Here is a 21,319-nt window from a genome sequence, read left to right on the forward strand (position 1 = left end):
CCATGCCGAACTCGGCAGTGAAACCGCTCAGCGCCGAGGGTAGTGTGGGGACTCCCCATGCGAGACTAGGTCATCGTCAGGCACCCCTTCCGAAAAGCCCCGGCCCCATGGTCGGGGCTTTTTACTGTCCGGCTCATGGCCGCGCCGGTCACGCCCGGCGGGCAGTCATGGGCGGCCCTGCCGGCCGGGATGAGGCGCCGCGGCGCGTGCCGATCGCTCCGGAGGCGTGCTCACACGACTCGGCGGCAGGGCGAGCCCGGGCCTGGCGCGCCGCGCCGGCCCCGCACCCCCTCAGCCGGCGCCGATCTCGCCCAGGGCTTCGATCAGTGCCTGCATCTCGTCCTCGCTGCCGATCGAGATACGCAGGAAATCGCGCAGTTGATCAGTATTGAAGTGCCTGACCAGAATGCCGTACTCCTCCCGCAGCGCTGCAAAGATTTCGGCAGCAGGCTGGCGAGTAGCGCGCACGAGCAGGAAATTGGTCTGCGAGGGCAGGACCTCGAAGCCCATCGCTTCAAGTGCCTGGCGCGTGTGATCGCGGGTCGCCATGACCGCACGCCGACAGTGTTCGAAGTGGTCGCGATCGGCCAGGGCGGCAACGCCGGCTTCGATGGCCAGCATGTCGAGCGGGTAGGAGTTGAAGGAATCCTTGACCCGGTCGAGCCCTTCGATCAGCTCACGCGAGCCGATGGCAAAGCCGATGCGCAATCCCGCCAGGCTGCGCGACTTGGAGAAGGTGCCGGTCACCAGCAGGTTGGGATGCTCTTCGATCAGCGGCACGGCGCTCTCGCCACCGAAGTCGGCGTAGGCCTCATCGATCAGCACCACCCGTTCACGCATCCGCTCGAGCAGTCTGCGAATGTCGGCACGCTCATGACCATGCCCGGTGGGCGCGTTGGGGTTGGCGAAGACGATACCGGCGTGCTCTCCCTCGAAGCCCTCCAGATCCACCTGCCACTGCTCGTTCAGCGGGATGGTGCGGGGCCCGATACCGTAGAGCCGGCAGTAGACCGGATAGAAGCTGTAGCTGATTTCCGGCATCAGCAGTGGCGCGTCATGCAAAAAGAAGGCCTGAAAGGCCAGCGCCAGTACTTCATCGGAACCATTGCCGACAAAGACCTGACTGACATCGACCGAATACTCTCTCGCCAGTGCCTCGCGCAGCGCCGTGGCTTCCGGATCGGGATAACGGCGCAGCTGTTCGCTTTCGAAGTGGCGCAGCACCCGTTCGACGCCCGGTGCCGGCGGCCACGGGTTCTCGTTGGTATTCAGCTTGATCAGCTTCTGGCGAGGCTGCTCGCCGGGTGTATAGGGGGTCAACCGGTGAACCCCCGGGCTCCAGAACTGGCTCATTGATACTCGAACTCGGCATGAGTGGCGACGATCGCGTTCGCGACCGGAATGGGTCAGTTTTCATGATGCCGCCCGGTAGTAGCGAGGTGCAAGGTTCCCTTTGCCGAATTCAGCGGTATCATTAACCGGCTAATCAAAACGGGTCGTACTGGCTGCGACCGCTTCGGGAACGAGAGGAAGAATGTCTGTCAGGGAGTGGATAGCGGGTTTTCGGTCCCGGGTTTCACGGCAGGAGCTGTGGCGCTGGGCCAACTGGTTTGTCTTTTTCAATGGCCTGCTGGCCGCGCTGATTGCACTGCGTCTGGTGGAGTGGGCCGATCCGCGGGACTGGCAGGATCGCCTCTGGACAGGGCTTGCGCTGCCGGCGCATTTTCTGGCTCTGGCCGCGCTGGCACTGCTCGTGCTTTGGCCGCTGCTGCTGCTGCTGCCAAGGCCACGGTTGATTCGGCCGCCGGCCATCGTGCTGGCGACGCTGGCCCAGCTGACACTGCTGATCGATACTGAAGTCTTCGCCCAGTATCGCTTTCATCTCAGCGGTTTCATCTTCGATCTGATGCTGCATGCCGGCGGCGAAGTCTTCTCCTTCTCGGCGCTGACCTGGCTGGTCACCGGTGTCAGTGTTGCCGCACTGCTGGCCATGATGGTCGGGCTCTCCGCGCTCGGTGGCCGCCTGGCCCGCCGCGGGGCCCGGGGCTTCGGCTGGCTGGCCACGGCGGTGACGATCGTGCTGCTGCCGCTGGTGCATGGCTGGCACGCCTGGGCCGATGCACACTACAATCGCGGCATTACTTCCCTCGACCGGGTACTGCCGCTGTTCTACCCGGCGACCGCCAAGCGGTTCTTTACCGATCACGGCTGGGTCGATCTACAGCAGCAGCGCGATCATCGCCCGACCGATCTTGCGGTGCATCATGACCAGGACCATGCGCTCGATTATCCGACCCGGCCCCTGCAGTGCGACCGGCCGGCCGAGCGGCCCAATGTGCTGATTGTCGGCATCGACGCCTGGCGTGCCGATACCCTCGATGCTCAGGCCACACCCAATATTGCCGACTTTGCCCGAGGCGAGCACATCCTGCGCTTTCGCCATCATCTGTCAGGCGGCAACTCCACCAAGGCGGGGTTGTTCAGTCTCTTCTACGGTCTGCCCAGCACCTACTGGGATGCCTTCGCCGCCAGTCAGCGGGCGCCGGTGATGATGCGTCAGTTCCAGCGTGACGGCTATGATCTGAAGGTGCTGGGCTCGGCCACCCTGACCAGCCCGGCCTTTGATCGCACTGCCTTCTCCTCGGTCAGCAATCTGCGGACCTCCACGCCCGGGGCCACCCCCTGGCAGCGCGATGCGCGGATTACCCGGGATTTCCTCCATTATCTGGAGCATCGCCCCACCGGTGAAACGGGCGAACCGAAGCCCTTCTTCGGCTTTCTGTTCTATGACGCCGTGCATGGTTACAGCGTGCCCCCGGACTTTCCGCACCCCTTCCAGCCCTACTGGCAGAAGGTGCAGCATCTGGAGCTGGGGCCGAATTTCGATCCCGCACCGTACTACAACCGCTATCGGACCGCGGCGCGGTATGATGATCGGCTGATCGGGAAGATACTGGCAGATCTGCAACGAAAGGGGCTGCTGGAGAACACCATCGTGATCTTCACCAGCGATCATGGCGAGGAGTTCAATGACAACCATCGCAACTTCTGGGGCCATGGCAGCAACTTCACCGATGCCCAGACCCATGTACCGCTGATCATCCACTGGCCCGGGCGGGCGGCCATGAGTATCGATCGCACCACCAGCCACATGGACATCGTCCCGACGCTGATGAAACAGGTGCTGGGCTGTCAGGCACCCGCTTTTGCCTATGGGATCGGGCAGTCACTGTTCGATCACGAGCCCCGGCGCTGGTGGCTGATCGGCAGCTACATGGATTACGCCGTCCGGACCCGGCAGCATATCGTCGAGGCTTATCCGGGTGGCAACTATCAGACCTTCGATCTGCACAACAGACCGGTCGAGGATTTTCAGCTCGATCAGCAGATCGCTCTGCAGGTGATCCGGTCGTTGTCACGCTTTTATAAGTAAGACCGTTATCCGTAATACCGTGACGGGAGGTCGCATGCGCGGCAGGGCAGTTACAGGGTGTGGCAGGGCAGGTGGCACCCTGTTGGCACTGATGCTGATCTTCGGGGTGCTGGCGCTGCCCCATCAGCGCGAGATGCTGACCCCGCTGGCCGGGCTCCGGGCCCCCGTCGAGCTGCCGGTCATCGTCCTGCTGCTGGCACTCACGCCACGCGCACTGCGGACACCGGTCTGCACGCTGATGGCCGTGCTGCTGACCCTGCTGACGCTGTTCAAGCTGGCCGACATGGTGGCGCTGGTCGCCTACTGGCGCATCTTCGACCCGGTCGCCGACTGGCGCCTGCTGATGCCGGCGTGGGATTTCCTCAGCGGCAGCCTGGGTCGTGGCCCGGCACTGGCGCTGCTGGTTGGGGCTGCGGTAGTGCTGCTGCTGCTGGCATGGCTGCTGCAGCGTGCCCTGTTGCGCATTGCCCGCCGTGCCCGGGCCGCGCTGCAGAGCCATGCCGGACGGCGCGGCTGGCAGGGGGGTGCGGTACTCTATGCCGTCTGGCTGGCCGGCACCCTGGCGCTCGGCCAGCCAGCGCCGAACCAGCAACCGGCGGCGCCGGCGCACTCGAGTCGACTGCTGCTGGCGCATGTGCAGCAGTCATGGCGCAATCTGCACGAGCTGGCCGAGCTGCGCCGGGAGGTGGCCCGGCATCCCGATATTGATGTGCCCACTGCCCGACTGTTCTCGCAGCTGGCCGGCAAGGACATCGTGATCGTCTTTCTCGAATCCTATGGACGCAGTGCCCTCGAGGACCCCCGTTACGCGCCGCAGCTCGAACAGCGCCTGCGCACCATCGAGGGCGAGCTCGAGCGCAGCGGGTTTCGCACCCGCAGCGCCTGGGTGCATTCGCCCACCGTGGGAGGACAGAGCTGGCTGGCGCATACCACGCTGCAGACCGGGCTGTGGATCGACAGCCAGCGGCGCTACAACTGGGTCATCGGCAGTCAGCGGGTGCCACTGGCCCGGCTGTTCGGGCGCGCCGGCTGGCGTACCGTGGATGTCTCACCGGCCATTACCTCGGACTGGCCGGCGGGACGCTGGTTCGGCTTCCAGCGGACTCTGGATGCACGCAACCTGGGGTATCGGGGCAGACCCTACAACTGGATCACCATGCCCGATCAATACACCTACTCGGCCTTCCAGCGTCTCGAACTGGGACGTGATGATCGGCCGCCACTGATGGCAATGATTTCCACGGTCTCGAGCCATGCGCCCTGGGTGCCGGTACCCCCCATGGTGGGCTGGGAGCAGGTGAAGGAGGGGCGCATCCTTTCCCGGTGGGCCGATGCCAATGACCCGCCCTCGGTCGTCTGGCAGGACAGCGATCGGGTAAGACACCAGTACCGCAAGGCGATCGACTACTCGCTTCAGGCGCTGGGGTCATTCGTTGCCTATTATGGTGACGACGACCTGGTGGTCATCGCCCTGGGGGATCACCAGCCGGCCTCGATCATTACCGGTAACCACGCCTCGCGCGAAGTACCGGTGCATCTGATGACCCGTGATCGCGAAGTGTTGCAGGCATTCGGTCGGTGGGGCTGGACCCGGGGCATGATTCCCGGCGAGACGTCGGCGACCTGGGGCATGGATGAGTTCCGGCAGCGGCTGATCAAGGGATTCAGCGGCTCGTCAGCAGCGCCTGCCAGCGAATCTCCCGCGGATGGTTGATAAGCTACCTAATGATCGCCATATCCTCGTTCACGGCAACAGTCCTGTCCGGCGAGCGTGCTGCCGGACATCATGGCAAAGGAGATTCGTGTGGCATACCCGACACTGTTCACCCCGCTGAAGCTGGGTTCGCTGGAGATTCCCAACCGGGTAATCATGGCGCCGCTGACCCGGGCACGGATGCCCGATCGCATTCCCGGCGAAATGCACGCCACCTACTACGGCCAGCGTGCCGGCGCCGGCATGATCATCTGCGAGGCCACCAATGTCTCGCCCACCGCGGTCGGCTACGTCTATACTCCCGGCATCTGGAACGATCAGCAGGAAGCCGGCTGGAAACAAGTGGTCGAGGCCGTGCATGCTCGCGGTGGCCGTATCGCCATGCAGCTCTGGCACGTGGGCCGGGTCTCCAACGAGCGGGTCCAGCCGAACGGCCAGAAGCCGGTGGCGCCCAGTGCCATTCGTGGTGAGGGCGCCCAGTGCTATGTCGAGTTCGAGGACGGCACCTCCGGGCGCGAGGATGCCAGCACGCCGCGGGCGCTGGAAACCGAGGAGATCCCCGAGCTGGTGGAGAGCTACCGCCAGGCCGCCGTTCGCTCGAAGCGGGCCGGCTTCGACATGGTCGAGGTGCATGCCGCCAACGCCTATCTGCTGCAGCAGTTCATGGCGACCGGCTCGAATCAGCGTACCGATCGCTACGGCGGTTCACTGGAGAATCGCGCCCGGGTGGTGCTGGAGATCGTCGACGCCGTGGCCAGCGTCTACGGCTACGACCGGGTCGGCATCCGCATGTCGCCGTTCATCGAGATCTTCGGTCTCAAGGACGACGAGTCCGAGGCGATGATGTATTATATGGCCGAGCAGCTCAACGTGCGCGGCCTGGCCTATCTGCACATCAACGAGCCGGACTGGGCGGGCGATGACATTCACCTCACCGACGATTTCCGGCGTGCCGTGCGCGCGCGTTTCCGCTACGGGGCCCTGCTGTTCTGCGGTCACTATACCGCCGAACGGGAACAGGACCTGATCGAGCGCGGGATCGGTGATGCCGCCGTGTTCGGTCGCCCCTTCATTGCCAATCCCGATCTGCCGGAGCGTTTCCGGACCGGGGCCGCGCTCAACGAACCCGATCCCGATACCTTCTACGGGGGCGGGGCAGAAGGCTATATCGACTACCCCTTCCTCGAGCAGCAGACCGACCGCTGAACGGATCGCTGCCCGCACTCATGCACCCCGGCCTGCCCGGGGTGTTTTTGTGACTGGCCGATGTGGTGGTGATGGCGCTATGCTGGGACGCCACCAGCCCAACGGCGGTGTTATTCCATGCATCAGGAGGAAGCTCATGCAGATCAGGACGTTGCTGGCCGGGTCCGCCATGCTGGCGCTGCTTGCCGGCTGTGCCGGTTCGGGTACCCAGAGCGGTGGCGAAACCGATACCAGCGCCATGCAATCCCAGGCGGCCACCTATACCGGCACCCTGCCGTGCCGCAGCTGCAAGGGCATCGAGCTGACGGTCAATCTGAAGGGCAGCGAAGAGGCGCCGAGTGCACAGCGCACCTTTACGCTGGACGCGGAGTACCTGCAGCATCCCCAGAATCCGCCCACCGAACACTATCAGGGGAACTGGGAAGTGCTCAGCGGCACCCAGAATGATCCTTCCGCCACGGTCTACGAGCTGACCCCCAACGGTGAGGGCCAGACCTACTACTTCGAGAAGGTGGATCCACAGCATCTCGAACTGATCGATCCCCAGCTGCGCCGTTTCGAGAACGGGCAGAATCTGCAGCTGACGCGTCAGTAGATCGCGCGGCACCGTCAGGGCGTCATGCGGCGGCCTGACGGACTACCGGGCAAGGGCGTCGTGTTTGCAGAGGGCAGCCGGCGCTGCAGCAAAGGGCGGTCGCGACCGCCCTTTTGTCGTATGCAGCCATCACGATGGCCGTGATGCAGCGAGTTCAGCATGGCGAAAGCGAAAACAGCCTTTGTATGCACCGAGTGCGGTGCCGAATTCTCCAAGTGGCAGGGCCAGTGCAGCAACTGCCGGGAGTGGAATACCCTGACCGAGCTGCGGGTGGCTCCGGCCCGGCCCGGCAGCGCCGGCGGTGGCGGCGGCCGCCAGGGCTACGCCGGCAGCAGCTCATCGAGCGTGACCGATCTCTCGGCGGTCGATCTCTCCGAAGTGCCGCGCTTCTCCTCCACCTTCGGCGAGTTCGACCGGGTACTGGGGGGTGGTCTGGTCCCCGGCTCGGCGATTCTGCTCGGCGGCAGTCCCGGCGCCGGCAAATCCACCCTGCTGCTGCAGACCGCCTGCAAGCTGGCCCAGCAGCGCAGCGTACTGTATGTCACCGGCGAGGAGTCGCTCTCCCAGGTGGCGATGCGCGCTCATCGCCTGTCGCTGCCGACCCGGGGGCTGAAGATGCTGGCCGAGACCAGCGTGGAAACGGTACTGGGGACCGCCGAGCGCGAACATCCGGATGTACTGATCATCGACTCGATCCAGACCATGCATCTGGAGGATCTGTCGTCGGCCCCGGGCGGGGTGGCCCAGGTGCGCGAAGCCGCGGCGGCACTGACCCGTTACGCCAAGCAGAGCAATACGGTGCTGATGCTGGTAGGCCATGTCACCAAGGATGGCAGCCTCGCCGGGCCGAAGGTGCTCGAGCACATGATCGACGCCTCGCTGCTGCTCGAAGGGGATACCGATTCGCGCTTTCGTACCCTGCGCGGGCAGAAGAACCGCTTCGGCGCGGTCAACGAGCTGGGCGTGTTCGCGATGCTCGAACAGGGCCTCAAGGAGGTGAAGAACCCCAGTGCCATCTTTCTCTCGCGCAGCGAGGAGCAGGCTGCCGGCAGTCTGGTGATGGTGGTCTGGGAGGGCACCCGGCCGATTCTGGTGGAAGTGCAGGCGCTGCTGGATGAGTCGGCGATGGGCAATCCGCGCCGGGTGGCGGTGGGCGTCGATGCCCAGCGGCTGTCGCTGCTGCTGGCGGTGCTGCACAAGCATGGCGGACTGTTTACCGGCGATCAGGATGTCTTTGTCAACGTGGTTGGTGGCGTCAAGGCGCTGGAAACCAGTGCCGATCTGGCGATCGTGCTGGCAGTGGTCTCCAGTCTGCAGAATCGGCCATTGCCGCGGGAGCTGGTGGTGTTCGGTGAAGTGGGGCTTTCCGGCGAGATCCGCCCCGTACCCAGCGGTCAGGAGCGCATTGTCGAGGCCGCCAAGCACGGCTTTACCCGGGCGATCGTGCCGCGTGGCAATGCGCCGCGCAAGGCGCCGGACGGCATGGAAGTGGTCGCCGTGGAGAAACTGGCGGATGCCCTCGACGCCCTCTGAATGCACGATCGTCCGATCGGGCACTGTGCTTCGAATCGGAGTGCGTTAGCATGGCCCCCGAAGGCGCCCCGGCGACGGATGCCGGGGGCGCGCAATGATCACAGGAGCGACCGATGACCTCGATTCGCCTGACCCAGTACAGCCATGGCGCAGGCTGCGGCTGCAAGATCGCCCCGGATGTGCTCGATTCGATTCTGGCCGCGGCCGGGCAGGGCGCGTCCAGCGACCGGCTGATCGTCGGCAACCAGGGGCGCGAGGATGCCGCCGTCTATGACCTGGGAGACGGCCAGGGGCTGATCGCCACTACCGATTTCTTCACCCCGATTGTCGATGATCCGTTCGATTTCGGCCGCATAGCCGCCACCAATGCCATCAGCGATGTGTTTGCCATGGGCGGTCGGCCGATTCTGGCGCTGGGCATCCTGGGCTGGCCGGTGGACACGCTGGCCGCGAGCATCGCCGGCGAAGTGGTAGCCGGTGCCCAGATGGTCTGTCGCGAGCAGGGGCTGGCCCTCTCCGGCGGCCATTCGATCGACTCGCCCGAGCCGATCTTCGGACTGGCGGTCAATGGTCTGGTCGAGCTCGATCATCTCAGACTCAACAGTGGCGCCCGCCCGGGCGACAAGCTCTATCTCACCAAGCCGCTGGGAGTGGGGATCCTCACCACCGCCGAAAAGCGCGGCTGGCTCGACGCCGAGCATCACGGGCTGGCACGCGACACCATGCTCAGGTCCAATGCCATTGGCCGCGAACTGGCGAAGGTCAAGGGCGTGCACGCCATGACCGATGTCACCGGGTTCGGACTGGCCGGTCATCTCAGCGAGATCTGTACCGCCAGCGGAGTGGCGGCACGCATCGATTTCAACCGGCTGCCGCGGCTGCGGGCCGCCGAGGGCTATCTGCGCCGCGGAGCGGTGCCGGGCGGGACCGGGCGCAACCGGCAGGCGCTGGGCACACTGCTGCCGGAGATGGACGAGGCGCACTGGCAGTGGCTGTGTGATCCGCAGACCTCGGGCGGGCTGGTGATCGCGGTGGATCCCGCCTGGGAGGACGACGTCGAGCGTATCGGGCGTGAGCGCGGTCTGAGCCTGGAAGCCTTCGGCGAGTGCGTCAGTCGCGAGGGCGATGCCGTCATCCAGGTGCGTGGCTGAGCGTGTCGATGCCCTATCAGCTGCCGGCCAGTCTGGAACTGCTGCATCACCGCCCGCCACTGATCGACGTGCGTGCGCCGATCGAGTTTGCCCGCGGCGCCGTGCCCGGCGCCATCAATCTGCCGCTGATGGATGATGACGAGCGCCGTCGGGTGGGGGAACGCTACCATCGCAACGGCAACGAAGCCGCGGTTGCGCTGGGCCATCAGCTGGTCAGCGGCCGACTGCGCGAGCGGCGGCTTGACGCGTGGCGCGACTTCATTGCCGCCCATCCGGGGGCAATGCTCTACTGCGCCCGCGGGGGCCAGCGTTCCGCCATCGCCCAGCGCTGGCTGGCCGAGGCGGGCAGCGAGGTGGCGCGGCTGCAGGGCGGGTACAAGTCGGCCCGCCAGACCCTGATGCAGGCCACCGAACAGGCGGCCCGCGCGCCGATGGTGGTGGTCTCGGGGCTGACCGGCTGTGCCAAGACCCGGCTGCTGCTGGCGCTGGAGCATGGCGTCGACCTCGAGGGGCATGCGCGCCACAAGGGCTCGAGTTTCGGCCGCCAGCCGGTGGAGACGCCCACCCAGATCGATTTCGAACATCAGCTGGCGCTCGATCTGGCCGAGCGGCCGACTCCCTTCGTGCTCGAGGACGAGTCGCGCTCGATCGGCGCCGTCGAGATTCCGCTGCCGCTCTGGGAGGCCATGAAGCCGGCGCCCCGGGTGCGGGTGGAGATGCCGCTGGACTGGCGGATCGAGCAGATCCGGCGGGATTACATCGATGACCTGTGGGTGCGCTATCGCGATCACTACGGCGAGTGGCTCGGCTGGACCCTGATGCGGCGGCAGCTGGTCAGTGCGCTGGTGCGGCTGCGCAAGCGCCTGGGCCAGGATCGGCTGGACCGGCTGCTGAACCGGCAGCAGCACGCCTTTGCCCAGCACCGGCGCAGCGGCGACAGTCGCGCTCATCATGGCTGGCTGGCACCGCTGCTGCAGGAGTATTACGACCCGCTCTACCATCATCAGCTGGCGCGCAGCGGGCAGCAGGCGCTGTTCGTGGGGGACTGGCAGGCGTGCCTCGAGTTCGTGGCGGACTACTGCCAGCGCCACCACGGTGAACCGATACTGGCGCAGTCGGTGGCTCCCTGAAGCTCCGCCCGGCAGGCGCTGGCGTCAGCGGCCGGGCACTAGTACATGAAGGGCTGCAGCCAGTCCGTCATCAGCCGGTCGAGCGTCGGTGCCAGGCGATCCAGCCGCCGCTGGCCGTCACGCATCTCGTCAAAGGACTGGACCCATGGGCCGGTCAGCGCGTGCACGCTGTCATCGGCACCGTCGAGGCAGTCGTTCAGCCAGCCGCGGGTGGTTTCGAGATGACATTGCAGGGCGACCACGCGGGCGCCGTCCCAGCTGAAGCCCTGCACCGGACTGGCCTCGCTGGCGCCGATCGGCGTACTGTCCTCGGGCAGGCCGAAGATCTCCTGATGCCAGTGAAAGGCGTCAAAGCTCTCCGGCAGGTCGAGATCGCAGCGATCACTGCGGGTGACCCGGTGCCAGCCCAGTTCCGGCTGGGGCGAACGCGACACGATGGCACCCAGCGCATCAGCGATCAGCTGGGCCCCGAAGCCGATCCCCATGACCGGCCTGGAGCTCTTCAGGACCCGGTCGATCAGCTTGCGTTCGCGCCGGATCCAGGGGTGCGCGGCATCGTCATGAATACTCATGGCGCCACCCAGCACGATCAGGGCATCGAAGTCGTGCAGCTGGGGCGGGGGGAGCTCTCCGGTATACAGCGGCCGCATGTTGAAGCTGTGACCCATGCTGGCCAGCCAGTCGGCCAGCCGCCCCGGGCCCTGCGCGGGTGTGTGCTGAAGGAAATAGATGTGCATGATAGAGGCAATGATGGACAACGCGACTGCAGGCGTCCAGTGGGAGCAACGGCATGCGTGCGGAACTGCGTGAGCAGGTCACGACCATTATCGCGAGCATCCCGGCGGGTCGGGTGACCACCTACGGACGCATTGCGAAAATGACCGAAGGGGCGACCGCCCGCTCCGTCGGCGCGGTACTGCGCACCCTGCCCGAAGGGCACCGGTTGCCGTGGTTTCGGGTGGTCGCCGCCGGTGGTCGGCTGGCCGATCACGAGGGCGCGAGCGAACAGCGTCGTCTGCTGGCGGCCGAAGGCGTGGTGTTCGACGAGCGCGGCCGCATCCCGGCGCACTGTTTCTGGCCGGAGTGACACCGACCGGCGGGCGTGCCCCGGTCTGCCGCCGGCAGGGAACCTGTCCCGCACCAACGATGGAGGAGTACCCGGCATGAGCGCCGACAACCCGATCGACTTTCCCGGCGAGCTGCATCGCGCCCTTGAGCGACTCGATCCACGCCCCGGACTGGCCTTCATGGCGGCACTGTGCGAGCGCCTGCTTCCCAATCACCTGCTCTATGCCGAGCTGACCGGCGATGGGGACGCCAGGGGCGTGCGAGCGGTGATGGATCTGATCTGGGAATCACTGACGGTACGCGAGGCCCGCATCGACTTCGAGCGTCAGGCGGAGAAGCTGGCCGCCTGCGAGCCGGAGAGTACCGATGACAGCTTCGGTACCCGCTCGGCGCTGGAGGTCACGCTGGCGCTCTCGTCCTGTCTGGATGTGCTGCGCGGCAGTGCCGTGGGCGCTCCGGTCGAGGTCAGCCGTATCTCGATCGGTGGGGTCGAGCGCTATATCGACATGGTCGAGGGGGCGCAGTGGGCGGATGACAGTGAGCGTGAGGCGCGGCTTGCGGCGCATCCGCTGATGGCCGACGAGCGCGCCTTTCAGCAGGCGGTATTCGATGAGCTCGAGGCCGGGGCGCTGGATCGCGAGCGACTGAAGGCGCTGCGCCGACTGGGCCGCAACGATGGAGTCAGCAACCTGGGGCTGTCACTGGAAGAGTAGCCGAGAGGCACCCGGCATCGCCGGGTGCGGGCACGGTTACAGCCGGACCTCGATGCCGTGCTCGGCCATGTAGCGCTTCGCGTCCTCCACGCTGTATTCGCCGAAGTGAAAGATGCTGGCGGCCAGGACCGCGTCGGCGCCCCCTTCCTTCACCCCGGCGACCAGGTGGTCGAGACTGCCGACGCCGCCCGAGGCAATGAGCGGTACCGAGACGGCATCACTGATGGCGCGGGTGACGCCGATGTCGAAACCCTCACGGGTGCCGTCGCGATCCATGCTGGTCAGCAGCAGCTCACCGGCGCCGTAATCGACCATCTTCTGCGCCCACTCGATGGCGTCCAGCCCGGTGGGGGTGCGGCCGCCGTGGGTGAAGATCTCCCAGCGCGGTGATTCGCCCTCGTCACTGACCCGCTTGGCATCGATGGCCACCACGATGCACTGGCTGCCGAAGCGCTCGGCGGCCTCGCGCACGAATTCCGGATGCGTCACCGCGGCGGTGTTGATCGATACCTTGTCGGCACCGGCATTGAGCAGGGCGCGAATATCGTCGCAGGTACGCACGCCGCCGCCCACGGTCAGCGGGATGAACACCTCGCCGGCGATGCGGCTGACCATCTCCAGGGTGGTGCCGCGCTTTTCGTGGCTGGCGGTGATGTCGAGAAAGGTGATCTCGTCGGCGTTCTGCTCGTTGTAGCGCCGGGCCACTTCCACCGGGTCGCCGGCATCACGGATGCCGACGAAATTGACGCCCTTGACCACCCGGCCGCCGTCGACGTCCAGGCAGGGAATGATGCGTTTTGCCAGGGTCATGGTCGCTGGACCTCGCCTGCGTTGCGATCAATGGTGTCACACAGCATCTGGGCCTCGGCGAGATCGAGCCGGCCCTCGTAGATGGCCCGACCGGTAATGGCGCCGAGAATGCCCGAGGGGGCCACGTCCGCCAGCTGCTGGATGTCGTCGAGCGACGTGACCCCGCCCGAGGCGATCACCGGTACGCCCCCGTGGCTAGCCATTTCCACCGTGGCCTCGATGTTGACCCCCTGCATCATGCCATCGCGGGAGATGTCGGTATAGACGATGGCCGAGACCCCGTCGCTGGCGAAGCGCCGGGCCAGATCGACAGCGCGTACCGAAGAGACCTCCTCCCAGCCGTCGGTGGCGACATGACCATCACGAGCGTCGATGCCGACGATGATGTGGCCGGGGAACTCGCGACACATCGCGGTGACGAAGTCCGGGTCCTGGACGGCGCGGGTGCCGATGATTACCCAGGAGACGCCGGCGTCGAGATAGCGGGCAATGGTCTCGCGCGAGCGGATGCCGCCGCCGATCTGGATCGGCAGGTCGGGGAACTCGGCCGCGATGGCATTGATCGCTTCGGCGTTGACCGGGCTGCCGGCAAAGGCGCCGTTGAGATCGACCAGATGGAGGCGGCGGGCGCCGGCCTCGACCCAGCGCGCCGCCATGGCCACCGGATCGTCACCGTAACTGGTGGCCTCGTTCATGCGGCCCTGTCTGAGCCGCACGCACTGCCCGTCCTTGAGATCGATGGCGGGGATAACCAGCATGCAGGAGATCCTCGTGCTGACGGGCGCCCGTTCAGGGCGACCATTGAATGAAGTTGGAAAGCAGCCTCAGCCCGGCCCCGGCGCTCTTCTCCGGGTGGAACTGGACGGCGAAGGTGGCGTCACGCCCGGTGGCGACATGCGCGCGGACCGTGCCGTAGTCGATGTAACCCATGACATGAGCATCCTCCTCGGCCTGCACGTGGTAGCTGTGCACGAAGTAGAAGCGCTCGCCGGTCGGGATGCCCTCCCAGAGCGGGTGCATGTGGTGCTGGTGCACCCGGTTCCAGCCCATGTGGGGCACCTTGAGCCGGTTGCCGTCGGCATCGCGCATGGTGTCATCGAAGTGGCGCACCCGGCCGGGCATGTAGCCCAGACACCAGACGCCGCCGTTTTCGTCGCTCTTGTCCATCAGCATCTGCTGGCCGACGCAGATGCCCAGCAGCGGCTTGTTGCCATCCGCCAGCATCTCCTTCACCAGCCCGGTCAGCTCGGTATGCTCGAGCTCGCTCATGCAGTCGCGAATGGCGCCCTGACCGGGCAGGATCAGGCGGGTGGCCCCCTTGATGGCGCGCGGATCCCGGGTGATGGTGACCCGTTCGTTCTCGGAGACATGCTCGAGCGCCTTGGCCACCGAGTGCAGATTGCCCATGCCGTAATCGATGATGGCGATGGTCATGCCGATAACTCCTGTTGCCGCACAGCAAGAATGGGGCGGGCGCCGGTCACAGGCTGCCCTTGGTCGAGGCGATGCGACCCGCCATGCGTTCATCCGGCTCGACCGCCATGCGCAGCGCCCGGCCGAAGGCCTTGAACAGGGTCTCCGCCTGGTGATGGGCGTTGATGCCCCTGAGGTTGTCGAGATGCAGCGTCGCCCGGGCGTGGCTGGCCAGTCCGGTGAAGAATTCGCGGAACAGCTGGGTGTCGAAGCTGCCGATGCGCTCGCTGGTGAAGTCGGCCTGCATGTAGAGCCCGGGACGACCGGAGAAGTCGATTACCACCCGTGACAGGGCCTCGTCGAGCGGGACATAGGCGTGCCCGTAGCGGGTGATGCCGCGCTTGTCGCCCAGCGCTTCCAGCAGGGCCTGGCCGAGGGTGATGCCGATGTCCTCGACCGTATGGTGATCATCGATGTGGCGGTCGCCCTCGGCGTGCACCTCGAGATCGATCATGCCGTGACGGGCGATCTGATCGAGCATGTGCTCGAGAAAGGGCACGCCGGTCTCGGCTGTCAGTGTACCACTGCCGTCGAGATCGACGCTGACCCTGACCCGGGTTTCACTGGTGTCGCGCGTAATGCTGGCGCGACGCGGGGCTGGGGTACTCATGGGCTCTCCTCGCGGGCCTGGGACCAGGAATGCCGAAACCGGAAGCGATACCCGGTAACCGGGCGCCGTCGGCGCCCTGAAGGCAGGGGTTGCATTATAGAGAACCCGGGGCGCCATCCGCTACACTAGCGGCCGGATGCGCGTCGCGGGGAGCGGTGTCATGCAGCGATACGCCATGGCAGCGGTCGGGTCCGGCTGAATGGGCGCGCATGCCGGAACTTCAGCCGGTTCGGGGTGACAGACAAGAGTGCATCAGATGAAGCGACTGTTTCGTATCCTGCTGGCCGGAATCGGCGTACTGGCCCTGCTGGCAGTAGCCGGGGTGGTCTATGTTACCACCTTCGTCGATCCCAATGATCTCAAGCCCCGGCTGGTCGAAGCGGTCGAGGAGCGCACCGGGCTCAACCTGTCGCTCAACGGCCCGATCTCCTGGACCTTCTATCCGCGACTGGGCGTGACCGTCGAGGATGCCGTGGCACGCCTGCCCGATCAGGATCAGGTCAGCGAGCCGTTTGCCGCCTTCGACCGCGCCGATGTCAAGGTTCGGCTTGCCCCGCTGATTACCGGTGATGTCTCGGTGGACGGGGTCACGCTCGATGGGCTCAAGCTCAATCTGGTCCGCGATGCCGAGGGGCATGGCAACTGGCAGACCCTGGCCGAGGAAACGGCCGAGCGGGCCGAGCAGGGGGCGGATGACAGTCGGCCGCCGCAATCGGGCAACGGATCGCAGGGCGGTGTCAGTCATGCGGCAGAGCGCCCGCTGTCAGTGGATATTGCCAGCGTCGAGGTCATCAATGGCCGGGTACACTATCTCGATCGGCAGAAGCACAGGGATGCCACGCTCTCGAAGCTGAATCTCGGTGCCAGCAACGTCAGTCTGAACGATGATTTTCCGCTGCAGCTGTCGTTCGACATGGCCAGTGTCAGTCCGGCGCTCAACGGCCACCTCGAGCTCGGCGGCAGTGCCCGGCTGAACCTGCGCGAGCAGCGTTACGCCATGAACGGCTTCACCCTGGAGACCGATCTGCAGCTGCCGATGCTCAACGATACCCGGAGTCAGCACTTCTCGCTGACCGGCGACCGGCTCGCGGCCGATATCGCGTCGCGCCACTATCAGCTCGAGGGTGGTGCGCTTGCTGCCGAGCTGCATCTGGCTGCCGACGAGCGTCAGACCCTGCCGCTGCAGGCGAACTTCAACGCCGAGGCCGATCTCGGCGAGGGCACGGCCCGGCTCAACGACCTGGTCATCACCAGCGGCAATGAGCTGCATCTGGCCGGTGGCCTGCAGGCCAGCTCCCTGACCGACAATCCGAGCTGGCAGGGCGAGCTTCATCTCGACCCGCTGAATCTGCGCCAGTGGCTGGGTCGCTTCGGCCGGGCGCCGGAGAGTGCCGACGCACAGACCCTGACCCGGGTGGCCTTCGACACTCGGCTTGAGGGCAGCCGGCAGCTGGCTGCCTTCCACGATCTCTCGCTGAGGGTGGATGACACCACCCTGACGGGCAGCGTCGGCGTGGGCATGCACGGTGAGCGGCTGAACTTCGATCTGACCGGCAACACCCTCGACCTGGATCGCTATCTGCCGCCGCGTGAACAGGCCGGCGCGCAGGAGGATCGGACCGCCATGCTGGAGCTCATGGGGGTGCGTCCGGCGCTGGCGGCCAGCGAAGGCGCCGAACTGCTGCCGGTCGAGCTGCTGCGTTCGCTGACCCTCGACGGTCGGCTGCGACTGGATGCGCTGGCGGTCCACGGGGCGAAACTCTCCGGCGTGCTGCTGAAGGTGGCCGGCAGTGATGGTCGCCACCGGCTCGAACAGCTGACGGCCGGGCTCTACAACGGCACCTTCAATGCTTCCGGCACGCTGGATGTGCGTCAGACCCCACTGCAGCTGACGTTCAAGGAGCAGCTCGAGGGCGTGCAGCTGCAGCCGCTGCTGGCGGATGTGGCCCGGCGCGGCCAGCTGATGCGCGGTACCCTGACGCTCGATGGGCAGTTCCGCTCGCGTACCAATCGGCTCGACACCCTGACCCGCAACCTCAACGGCAAGGCTTCGATGAGGGTGACGGACGGGGCGCTGCTGGGGGCCAACATTTCGCAGCAGCTGTGCACGGCCGCTGCGGCCCTGCAGGGGCGCAGTTCCGACCGGGAGTGGAGCGATGACACGCCCTTCGAGACGCTCAGCGCCACGGCGACGATTACCGACGGTGTGGTCAACAATGACGACCTGCAGGTCGCCATTCCGGGCATCGAGCTGAGTGGCCGGGGACAGGCCAACCTGGCGACCCACCGCTTTGCCTACCAGCTGGGCGCCCGCTTCGTGGATACCGCCGACAGTCAGGCATGCCGGGTCACCGATGCCCTGTCACAGGTGCGCCTGCCGGTGCAGTGCGCCGGTGATTTCTCGGATCCGCCGGCCCAGTGGTGCCATTTCGACCGTGACGCCTTCGGCAAGGTGCTGACGAAGATGGCCGCTTCGAAGGGGCAGCGCGAACTCGGTGACCAGCTCGACAGGCAGCTGGATGGCAAGCTGGGCAGAAAGCTCGAAGAGAAGCTGGGTGAAGAGGGAAGCAGGAATCTCAGGGATCGCCTGGAAGGCCTGTTCAAATAGTACCAAGCCCGTCACGGCACTCTCCCGCAGGAGGGTGCCGTCTCCGGCAGGAATGTCATGAACGACGAGAATCACTCCGCGACCCGGGCCCCGGACGAGGCCCGGTGGCAGGCCATCGAACTCTCGCCGGCCACCTTCGGCCAGCGGCTTTTGGCGTGGTTCGACCGTCACGGCCGCCATCATCTGCCCTGGCAGCAGGAGCAGACCCCCTATCGGGTCTGGGTCTCCGAGATCATGCTGCAGCAGACCCAGGTGGCCACCGTGATCGACTACTACCAGCGTTTCATGACGCGCTTTCCGGATGTGCAGGCGCTGGCGGCAGCCGAACAGGATGAGGTGCTGCATCTGTGGACCGGGCTCGGTTACTACGCCCGGGCGCGCAACCTGCACCGGGCCGCGCAGGTGGTGGTCGAGGCACATGCCGGTGTCTTTCCGACCCACAGCGTCGAGGCGCTGGCCGCGCTGCCGGGGATCGGCCGCTCCACGGCCGGCGCCATCATCGCCCTGTCGACCGGCGCCCGGGCGCCCATTCTCGACGGCAACGTCAAGCGGGTACTGACTCGCCTGCATGCCGTGCCGGGCTGGCCGGGCAGGCCGCGGGTCGAGCGTACCCTGTGGCAGCTGGCCGAGCGCTATACGCCGCATGAGCGGGTGGGGGACTTCACCCAGGCGATGATGGATCTCGGCGCCACGATCTGCACGCGTCGGCGTCCGGCCTGCCTGCTGTGCCCCTTCGAGGATGCCTGTGCCGCGCATGCCCGCGGGGTCGAGCATGACTTCCCCGCGTCGAAGCCGAAAACCGCCAGGCCGACCCGCGAGACCTGCTTTCTGATGCTGCGCGACCGCCGGGGCCGGGTGCTGTTGCAGCAGCGTCCGGCGCAGGGTGTATGGGGCGGGCTGTGGTGCTTTCCCCAGTTCGATTCGCTGCAGGAGGCGCGCGACTGGCTCGCTGCCCATGCCCCCCGGGCCACGCTCGAGTCGCCGTGGAGCGCGTTTACCCACGCCTTTACCCATTTTCGCTATGCAATCACCCCGCTGCCGGCGCTTGTCGATGCTCCGATCGGCGTGAGCGAGGGCGAGCGCTGGTATGACCCCGAACAACCGGACAGCGTGGGGCTGGCGGCGCCGGTGCGCACGCTGCTCGACAGGCTGGCTTCGTCAGCCACACTGGTGTGAGACAATCGGCGCTTTGAATCCGCAGGGAGAGTGACATGGGACGCACGGTATTCTGCCGCAAGTATCAGCAGGAGATGGAAGGGCTCGACATGCCGCCGCTGCCCGGCAAGAAGGGCCAGGAGGTGTACGAGAACGTCTCGAAGCAGGCCTGGGAGGAGTGGCAGGCCCAGCAGACCCGGCTGATCAACGAAAAGCACCTCAACATGCTGGAGCCGGAGACCCGGCGTTATCTGATGGAGCAGATGGAACGCTTTCTGGATAACGAGGAGGTCGACCAGGCGCAGGGCTACGTACCGCCCTCTTCCTGAGGCCGTGAGCAGGCGTCATGGCAGTCGATTCGGGAAAATCTTCGCCAGGTGCTTGACCCATGGTCCGGTTTTCGGTTTAATACGCAGCCGTTGGCGACGGCCAGATAGCTCAGTCGGTAGAGCAGTGGATTGAAAATCCTCGTGTCGGCGGTTCGATTCCGTCTCTGGCCACCATCTGGTGGGGTATAGCCAAGCGGTAAGGCACCGGTTTTTGGTACCGGCATTCGCAGGTTCGAGTCCTGCTACCCCAGCCACGCCAGCCTCCTTCCAAAAGGAATTCCCGCTGCCGGCATAGCTCAGTTGGTAGAGCAACTGACTTGTAATCAGTAGGTCCGGGGTTCGACTCCTCGTGCCGGCACCATTGATTTTTCCAGTTTTATCAATGGTTTGGAAGACATCAAAGGCCGCCGTCAGGGCGGCTTTTTTGTGTCCGTGCGTACCATTCGACGTACTGAACCGGCGGTTTTCAGCGCTCATCCGACGACCCAACTACCGGGTTGCCAATGATCCTGCCCGGGACCGGCACCGAGGGTGCGGATATCCCCCTTCATGAGCTGCCTCGGGAAAAGTGCCTCGGGCCGCGAGACTTCGCGCCATTTTTCTGTCAGAATTAAAATGATAATAATTCGTATTGTTATACCGGAGGAGTTCAGGGGGTCGCGCAGCTGACAGGCGCAGCTGCCCGATAACGCCGAACCGGTCCGGCAAGGTGAGGATGATCGCGGTCGGCACGTGCCGTCCGGGAGCTCGCCTTCCCCTTGCGAACACCCATCCATCCTGTCCTGTACCCGTTGCCGGAGGAGCGTACTCTGCCGTCACGGCTATCGGGCCCGAACTGCCGGGAGAATGGCAACAATGAGGTCGAGTCTGAAGTTCCCGTTCAAATGTTCGCTGCTGCTGGGAGCCGGGCTCTGCCTTGCTGTGACGGCAGCGGTGGCGCAGGCACGGACTGTCGCTACCGCCCATGGCGAGATTGACATCGATGGCCGGCCCGAACGGGTGGTGACCCTGTACGAGGGGGCTCTGGATGCGGCCCTGGTGGCAGGCGTAACGCCGCTGGGGGCGGTAGCGACCCGAGGGGGCAAGGGCGTGGCCGCATACCTGCAGTCGCAGGCCGGGGATGTCGCCATTGTCGGTACGGCCAGGGAGACCAATATCGAAGCGGTGGCGGCGCTGGGGCCGGACCTGATCCTGGCTGCCCCCTCCCTTTCCGATGAGCAGTATCAGCTGCTGTCACGACTGGCGCCGACGATCGTGCCGGCCGATACCGGCTTTCGGCCCGATGCCTGGAAGGAGCAGGCGCGACTCTACGCCCGGGCACTCGACCGGGAAGCGCCGGTGAGCGCAGCCATTGAAGCGGTCGAGCAGCGGGCCGATGCGCTGGCGGAACAGCAGCCTGCAGGTGAAACGACAGCTACGCTGGCACGCTGGATGCCCCACGGTCCCATGATCATGTCCACCCGGCTGTTTTCCACCGGTCTGCTTGCGGCCAGTGGCTATGCGGTCAGGGACGGCGGTGCCGTCAGGGAGGGGCGTCCGCATAGCGATCCCCTGAGCCTGGAAAACCTGGCGCGCATCGACAGCGATCGGTTGTTTCTGGCAACGCTGAATGATGACGGGGACAAGGCGCTCGCCGCGGCCCGCCGGTCGCCGGCATTCGAGCGCCTGCAGGTAGTGGACGACGGCCATGTCGTGGCCGTCGATGGACAGCTGTGGACCAGCGCCTCGGGGCCGCTTGCCGCCCAGCGCGTGCTGGACGATATCGAGCAGGCGCTGGCGCAGTGAAGGGCG

The 21,319-nt window shown here is 65.9% G+C and carries 19 protein-coding genes, 3 tRNA genes and 1 rRNA gene; 17 read left to right on the plus strand and 6 right to left on the minus strand.

The window, feature by feature from the left end; genetic code table 11:
* A 5S ribosomal RNA gene (gene rrf, locus C7446_RS16935) occupies positions 1–82 on the plus strand; the annotation flags it as partial.
* 209 nt (positions 83–291) lie between these two features.
* On the opposite strand, the gene hisC is transcribed toward rrf, so the two are convergent.
* Positions 292–1,353 carry a histidinol-phosphate transaminase gene (gene hisC / locus C7446_RS15385; protein ID WP_121174005.1) on the minus strand — a complete coding sequence of 354 codons (1,062 nt, stop codon included), beginning with the start codon at positions 1,351–1,353 and terminating at the stop codon, positions 292–294.
* A gap of 181 nt (positions 1,354–1,534) precedes the next feature.
* Here hisC and C7446_RS15390 point away from each other — a divergent pair, with 181 nt between their 5' ends.
* From C7446_RS15390 to mnmH, 7 genes are all read left to right on the plus strand, one after another.
* Complete coding sequence (locus C7446_RS15390; protein ID WP_121174006.1) at positions 1,535–3,433, plus strand: DUF3413 domain-containing protein; 1,899 nt, start codon at positions 1,535–1,537, stop codon at positions 3,431–3,433.
* A gap of 34 nt (positions 3,434–3,467) precedes the next feature.
* Positions 3,468–5,147, plus strand: coding sequence for an alkaline phosphatase family protein (locus C7446_RS15395; RefSeq protein ID WP_147408785.1), 1,680 nt, complete (start codon positions 3,468–3,470; stop codon positions 5,145–5,147).
* Positions 5,148–5,237: 90 nt separating this feature from the next.
* Positions 5,238–6,353 carry an alkene reductase gene (locus C7446_RS15400; RefSeq protein ID WP_121174008.1) on the plus strand — a complete coding sequence of 372 codons (1,116 nt, stop codon included), beginning with the start codon at positions 5,238–5,240 and terminating at the stop codon, positions 6,351–6,353.
* A gap of 136 nt (positions 6,354–6,489) precedes the next feature.
* Complete coding sequence (locus C7446_RS15405; protein ID WP_121174009.1) at positions 6,490–6,948, plus strand: copper resistance protein NlpE N-terminal domain-containing protein; 459 nt, start codon at positions 6,490–6,492, stop codon at positions 6,946–6,948.
* Between the two features lie 159 nt (positions 6,949–7,107).
* A complete protein-coding gene (radA, locus tag C7446_RS15410; protein WP_121174010.1) occupies positions 7,108–8,481 on the plus strand; it encodes a DNA repair protein RadA in 1,374 nt (457 codons plus the stop codon).
* 113 nt (positions 8,482–8,594) lie between these two features.
* Positions 8,595–9,632, plus strand: a complete 1,038-nt coding sequence (selD, locus tag C7446_RS15415; RefSeq protein ID WP_121174011.1) for a selenide, water dikinase SelD — start codon at positions 8,595–8,597, stop codon at positions 9,630–9,632.
* Between the two features lie 8 nt (positions 9,633–9,640).
* The gene (gene mnmH / locus C7446_RS15420; protein WP_121174012.1) at positions 9,641–10,762 is read left to right on the plus strand and encodes a tRNA 2-selenouridine(34) synthase MnmH; all 1,122 of its coding nucleotides are present in this window, start codon (positions 9,641–9,643) and stop codon (positions 10,760–10,762) included.
* Positions 10,763–10,800: 38 nt separating this feature from the next.
* Here mnmH and C7446_RS15425 read toward each other — a convergent pair whose 3' ends face one another.
* Positions 10,801–11,520, minus strand: a complete 720-nt coding sequence (locus C7446_RS15425; RefSeq protein WP_245977874.1) for a type 1 glutamine amidotransferase — start codon at positions 11,518–11,520, stop codon at positions 10,801–10,803.
* Positions 11,521–11,552: 32 nt separating this feature from the next.
* Here C7446_RS15425 and C7446_RS15430 point away from each other — a divergent pair, with 32 nt between their 5' ends.
* Complete coding sequence (locus C7446_RS15430; RefSeq protein ID WP_121174014.1) at positions 11,553–11,849, plus strand: MGMT family protein; 297 nt, start codon at positions 11,553–11,555, stop codon at positions 11,847–11,849.
* Between the two features lie 76 nt (positions 11,850–11,925).
* A complete protein-coding gene (locus C7446_RS15435) occupies positions 11,926–12,543 on the plus strand; it encodes a YjaG family protein (RefSeq protein ID WP_121174015.1) in 618 nt (205 codons plus the stop codon).
* 36 nt (positions 12,544–12,579) lie between these two features.
* Here C7446_RS15435 and hisF read toward each other — a convergent pair whose 3' ends face one another.
* The 4 genes from hisF to hisB are packed head-to-tail and all read right to left on the minus strand — an operon-like array spanning position 12,580 to position 15,436.
* On the minus strand, positions 12,580–13,353 hold the full coding sequence (hisF, locus tag C7446_RS15440) for an imidazole glycerol phosphate synthase subunit HisF (protein ID WP_121174016.1): 774 nt from the start codon (positions 13,351–13,353) through the stop codon (positions 12,580–12,582).
* Positions 13,350–14,111 (minus strand): 1-(5-phosphoribosyl)-5-[(5-phosphoribosylamino)methylideneamino]imidazole-4-carboxamide isomerase, encoded by a 762-nt coding sequence (gene hisA / locus C7446_RS15445; RefSeq protein ID WP_121174017.1) that lies wholly within the window; start codon positions 14,109–14,111, stop codon positions 13,350–13,352. Before hisA ends, hisF begins: the two co-directional genes overlap by 4 nt.
* Positions 14,112–14,142: 31 nt before the next feature.
* The gene (gene hisH, locus C7446_RS15450) at positions 14,143–14,787 is read right to left on the minus strand and encodes an imidazole glycerol phosphate synthase subunit HisH (protein ID WP_121174018.1); all 645 of its coding nucleotides are present in this window, start codon (positions 14,785–14,787) and stop codon (positions 14,143–14,145) included.
* A 46-nt stretch (positions 14,788–14,833) separates the two neighbouring features.
* A complete protein-coding gene (gene hisB / locus C7446_RS15455; RefSeq protein WP_121174019.1) occupies positions 14,834–15,436 on the minus strand; it encodes an imidazoleglycerol-phosphate dehydratase HisB in 603 nt (200 codons plus the stop codon).
* A gap of 256 nt (positions 15,437–15,692) precedes the next feature.
* On the opposite strand from hisB, the gene C7446_RS15460 reads away from it, so the two are divergent.
* The 7 genes from C7446_RS15460 (at position 15,693) to C7446_RS15490 (ending at position 21,313) form a co-directional block, all read left to right on the plus strand.
* A complete protein-coding gene (locus C7446_RS15460; protein WP_121174020.1) occupies positions 15,693–18,044 on the plus strand; it encodes an AsmA family protein in 2,352 nt (783 codons plus the stop codon).
* Positions 18,045–18,101: 57 nt separating this feature from the next.
* Positions 18,102–19,220, plus strand: a complete 1,119-nt coding sequence (gene mutY, locus C7446_RS15465; protein ID WP_121174021.1) for an A/G-specific adenine glycosylase — start codon at positions 18,102–18,104, stop codon at positions 19,218–19,220.
* Positions 19,221–19,255: 35 nt separating this feature from the next.
* On the plus strand, positions 19,256–19,528 hold the full coding sequence (locus C7446_RS15470; RefSeq protein ID WP_121174022.1) for an oxidative damage protection protein: 273 nt from the start codon (positions 19,256–19,258) through the stop codon (positions 19,526–19,528).
* Between the two features lie 98 nt (positions 19,529–19,626).
* Positions 19,627–19,702, plus strand: a tRNA-Phe gene (locus C7446_RS15475).
* 5 nt (positions 19,703–19,707) lie between these two features.
* Positions 19,708–19,782, plus strand: a tRNA-Gln gene (locus tag C7446_RS15480).
* A gap of 31 nt (positions 19,783–19,813) precedes the next feature.
* Positions 19,814–19,889, plus strand: a tRNA-Thr gene (locus tag C7446_RS15485).
* 494 nt (positions 19,890–20,383) lie between these two features.
* Complete coding sequence (locus tag C7446_RS15490) at positions 20,384–21,313, plus strand: ABC transporter substrate-binding protein (RefSeq protein ID WP_245977875.1); 930 nt, start codon at positions 20,384–20,386, stop codon at positions 21,311–21,313.
* The last annotated feature ends 6 nt before the right edge of the window (positions 21,314–21,319 follow it).

The sequence above is a fragment of the Kushneria sinocarnis genome (genome assembly GCF_003633775.1).
GTDB classification, from domain to species: Bacteria; Pseudomonadota; Gammaproteobacteria; order Pseudomonadales; family Halomonadaceae; genus Kushneria; species Kushneria sinocarnis.

What these genes read in the sequence shown, in the direction of transcription:
- hisB (WP_121174019.1), bottom strand. Translation starts at nt 15,436, where the DNA reads ATGAGTACCCCAGCCCCGCGTCGCGCCAGCATTACGCGCGACACCAGT.
- C7446_RS15430 (WP_121174014.1), top strand. Translation starts at nt 11,553, where the DNA reads ATGCGTGCGGAACTGCGTGAGCAGGTCACGACCATTATCGCGAGCATC.
- mutY (WP_121174021.1), top strand. Translation starts at nt 18,102, where the DNA reads ATGAACGACGAGAATCACTCCGCGACCCGGGCCCCGGACGAGGCCCGG.
- radA (WP_121174010.1), top strand. Translation starts at nt 7,108, where the DNA reads ATGGCGAAAGCGAAAACAGCCTTTGTATGCACCGAGTGCGGTGCCGAA.
- C7446_RS15395 (WP_147408785.1), top strand. Translation starts at nt 3,468, where the DNA reads ATGCGCGGCAGGGCAGTTACAGGGTGTGGCAGGGCAGGTGGCACCCTG.
- mnmH (WP_121174012.1), top strand. Translation starts at nt 9,641, where the DNA reads ATGCCCTATCAGCTGCCGGCCAGTCTGGAACTGCTGCATCACCGCCCG.
- C7446_RS15470 (WP_121174022.1), top strand. Translation starts at nt 19,256, where the DNA reads ATGGGACGCACGGTATTCTGCCGCAAGTATCAGCAGGAGATGGAAGGG.
- hisF (WP_121174016.1), bottom strand. Translation starts at nt 13,353, where the DNA reads ATGACCCTGGCAAAACGCATCATTCCCTGCCTGGACGTCGACGGCGGC.
- hisA (WP_121174017.1), bottom strand. Translation starts at nt 14,111, where the DNA reads ATGCTGGTTATCCCCGCCATCGATCTCAAGGACGGGCAGTGCGTGCGG.
- C7446_RS15435 (WP_121174015.1), top strand. Translation starts at nt 11,926, where the DNA reads ATGAGCGCCGACAACCCGATCGACTTTCCCGGCGAGCTGCATCGCGCC.
- C7446_RS15390 (WP_121174006.1), top strand. Translation starts at nt 1,535, where the DNA reads ATGTCTGTCAGGGAGTGGATAGCGGGTTTTCGGTCCCGGGTTTCACGG.
- hisC (WP_121174005.1), bottom strand. Translation starts at nt 1,353, where the DNA reads ATGAGCCAGTTCTGGAGCCCGGGGGTTCACCGGTTGACCCCCTATACA.
- C7446_RS15405 (WP_121174009.1), top strand. Translation starts at nt 6,490, where the DNA reads ATGCAGATCAGGACGTTGCTGGCCGGGTCCGCCATGCTGGCGCTGCTT.
- selD (WP_121174011.1), top strand. Translation starts at nt 8,595, where the DNA reads ATGACCTCGATTCGCCTGACCCAGTACAGCCATGGCGCAGGCTGCGGC.
- hisH (WP_121174018.1), bottom strand. Translation starts at nt 14,787, where the DNA reads ATGACCATCGCCATCATCGATTACGGCATGGGCAATCTGCACTCGGTG.
- C7446_RS15460 (WP_121174020.1), top strand. Translation starts at nt 15,693, where the DNA reads ATGAAGCGACTGTTTCGTATCCTGCTGGCCGGAATCGGCGTACTGGCC.
- C7446_RS15490 (WP_245977875.1), top strand. Translation starts at nt 20,384, where the DNA reads ATGAGGTCGAGTCTGAAGTTCCCGTTCAAATGTTCGCTGCTGCTGGGA.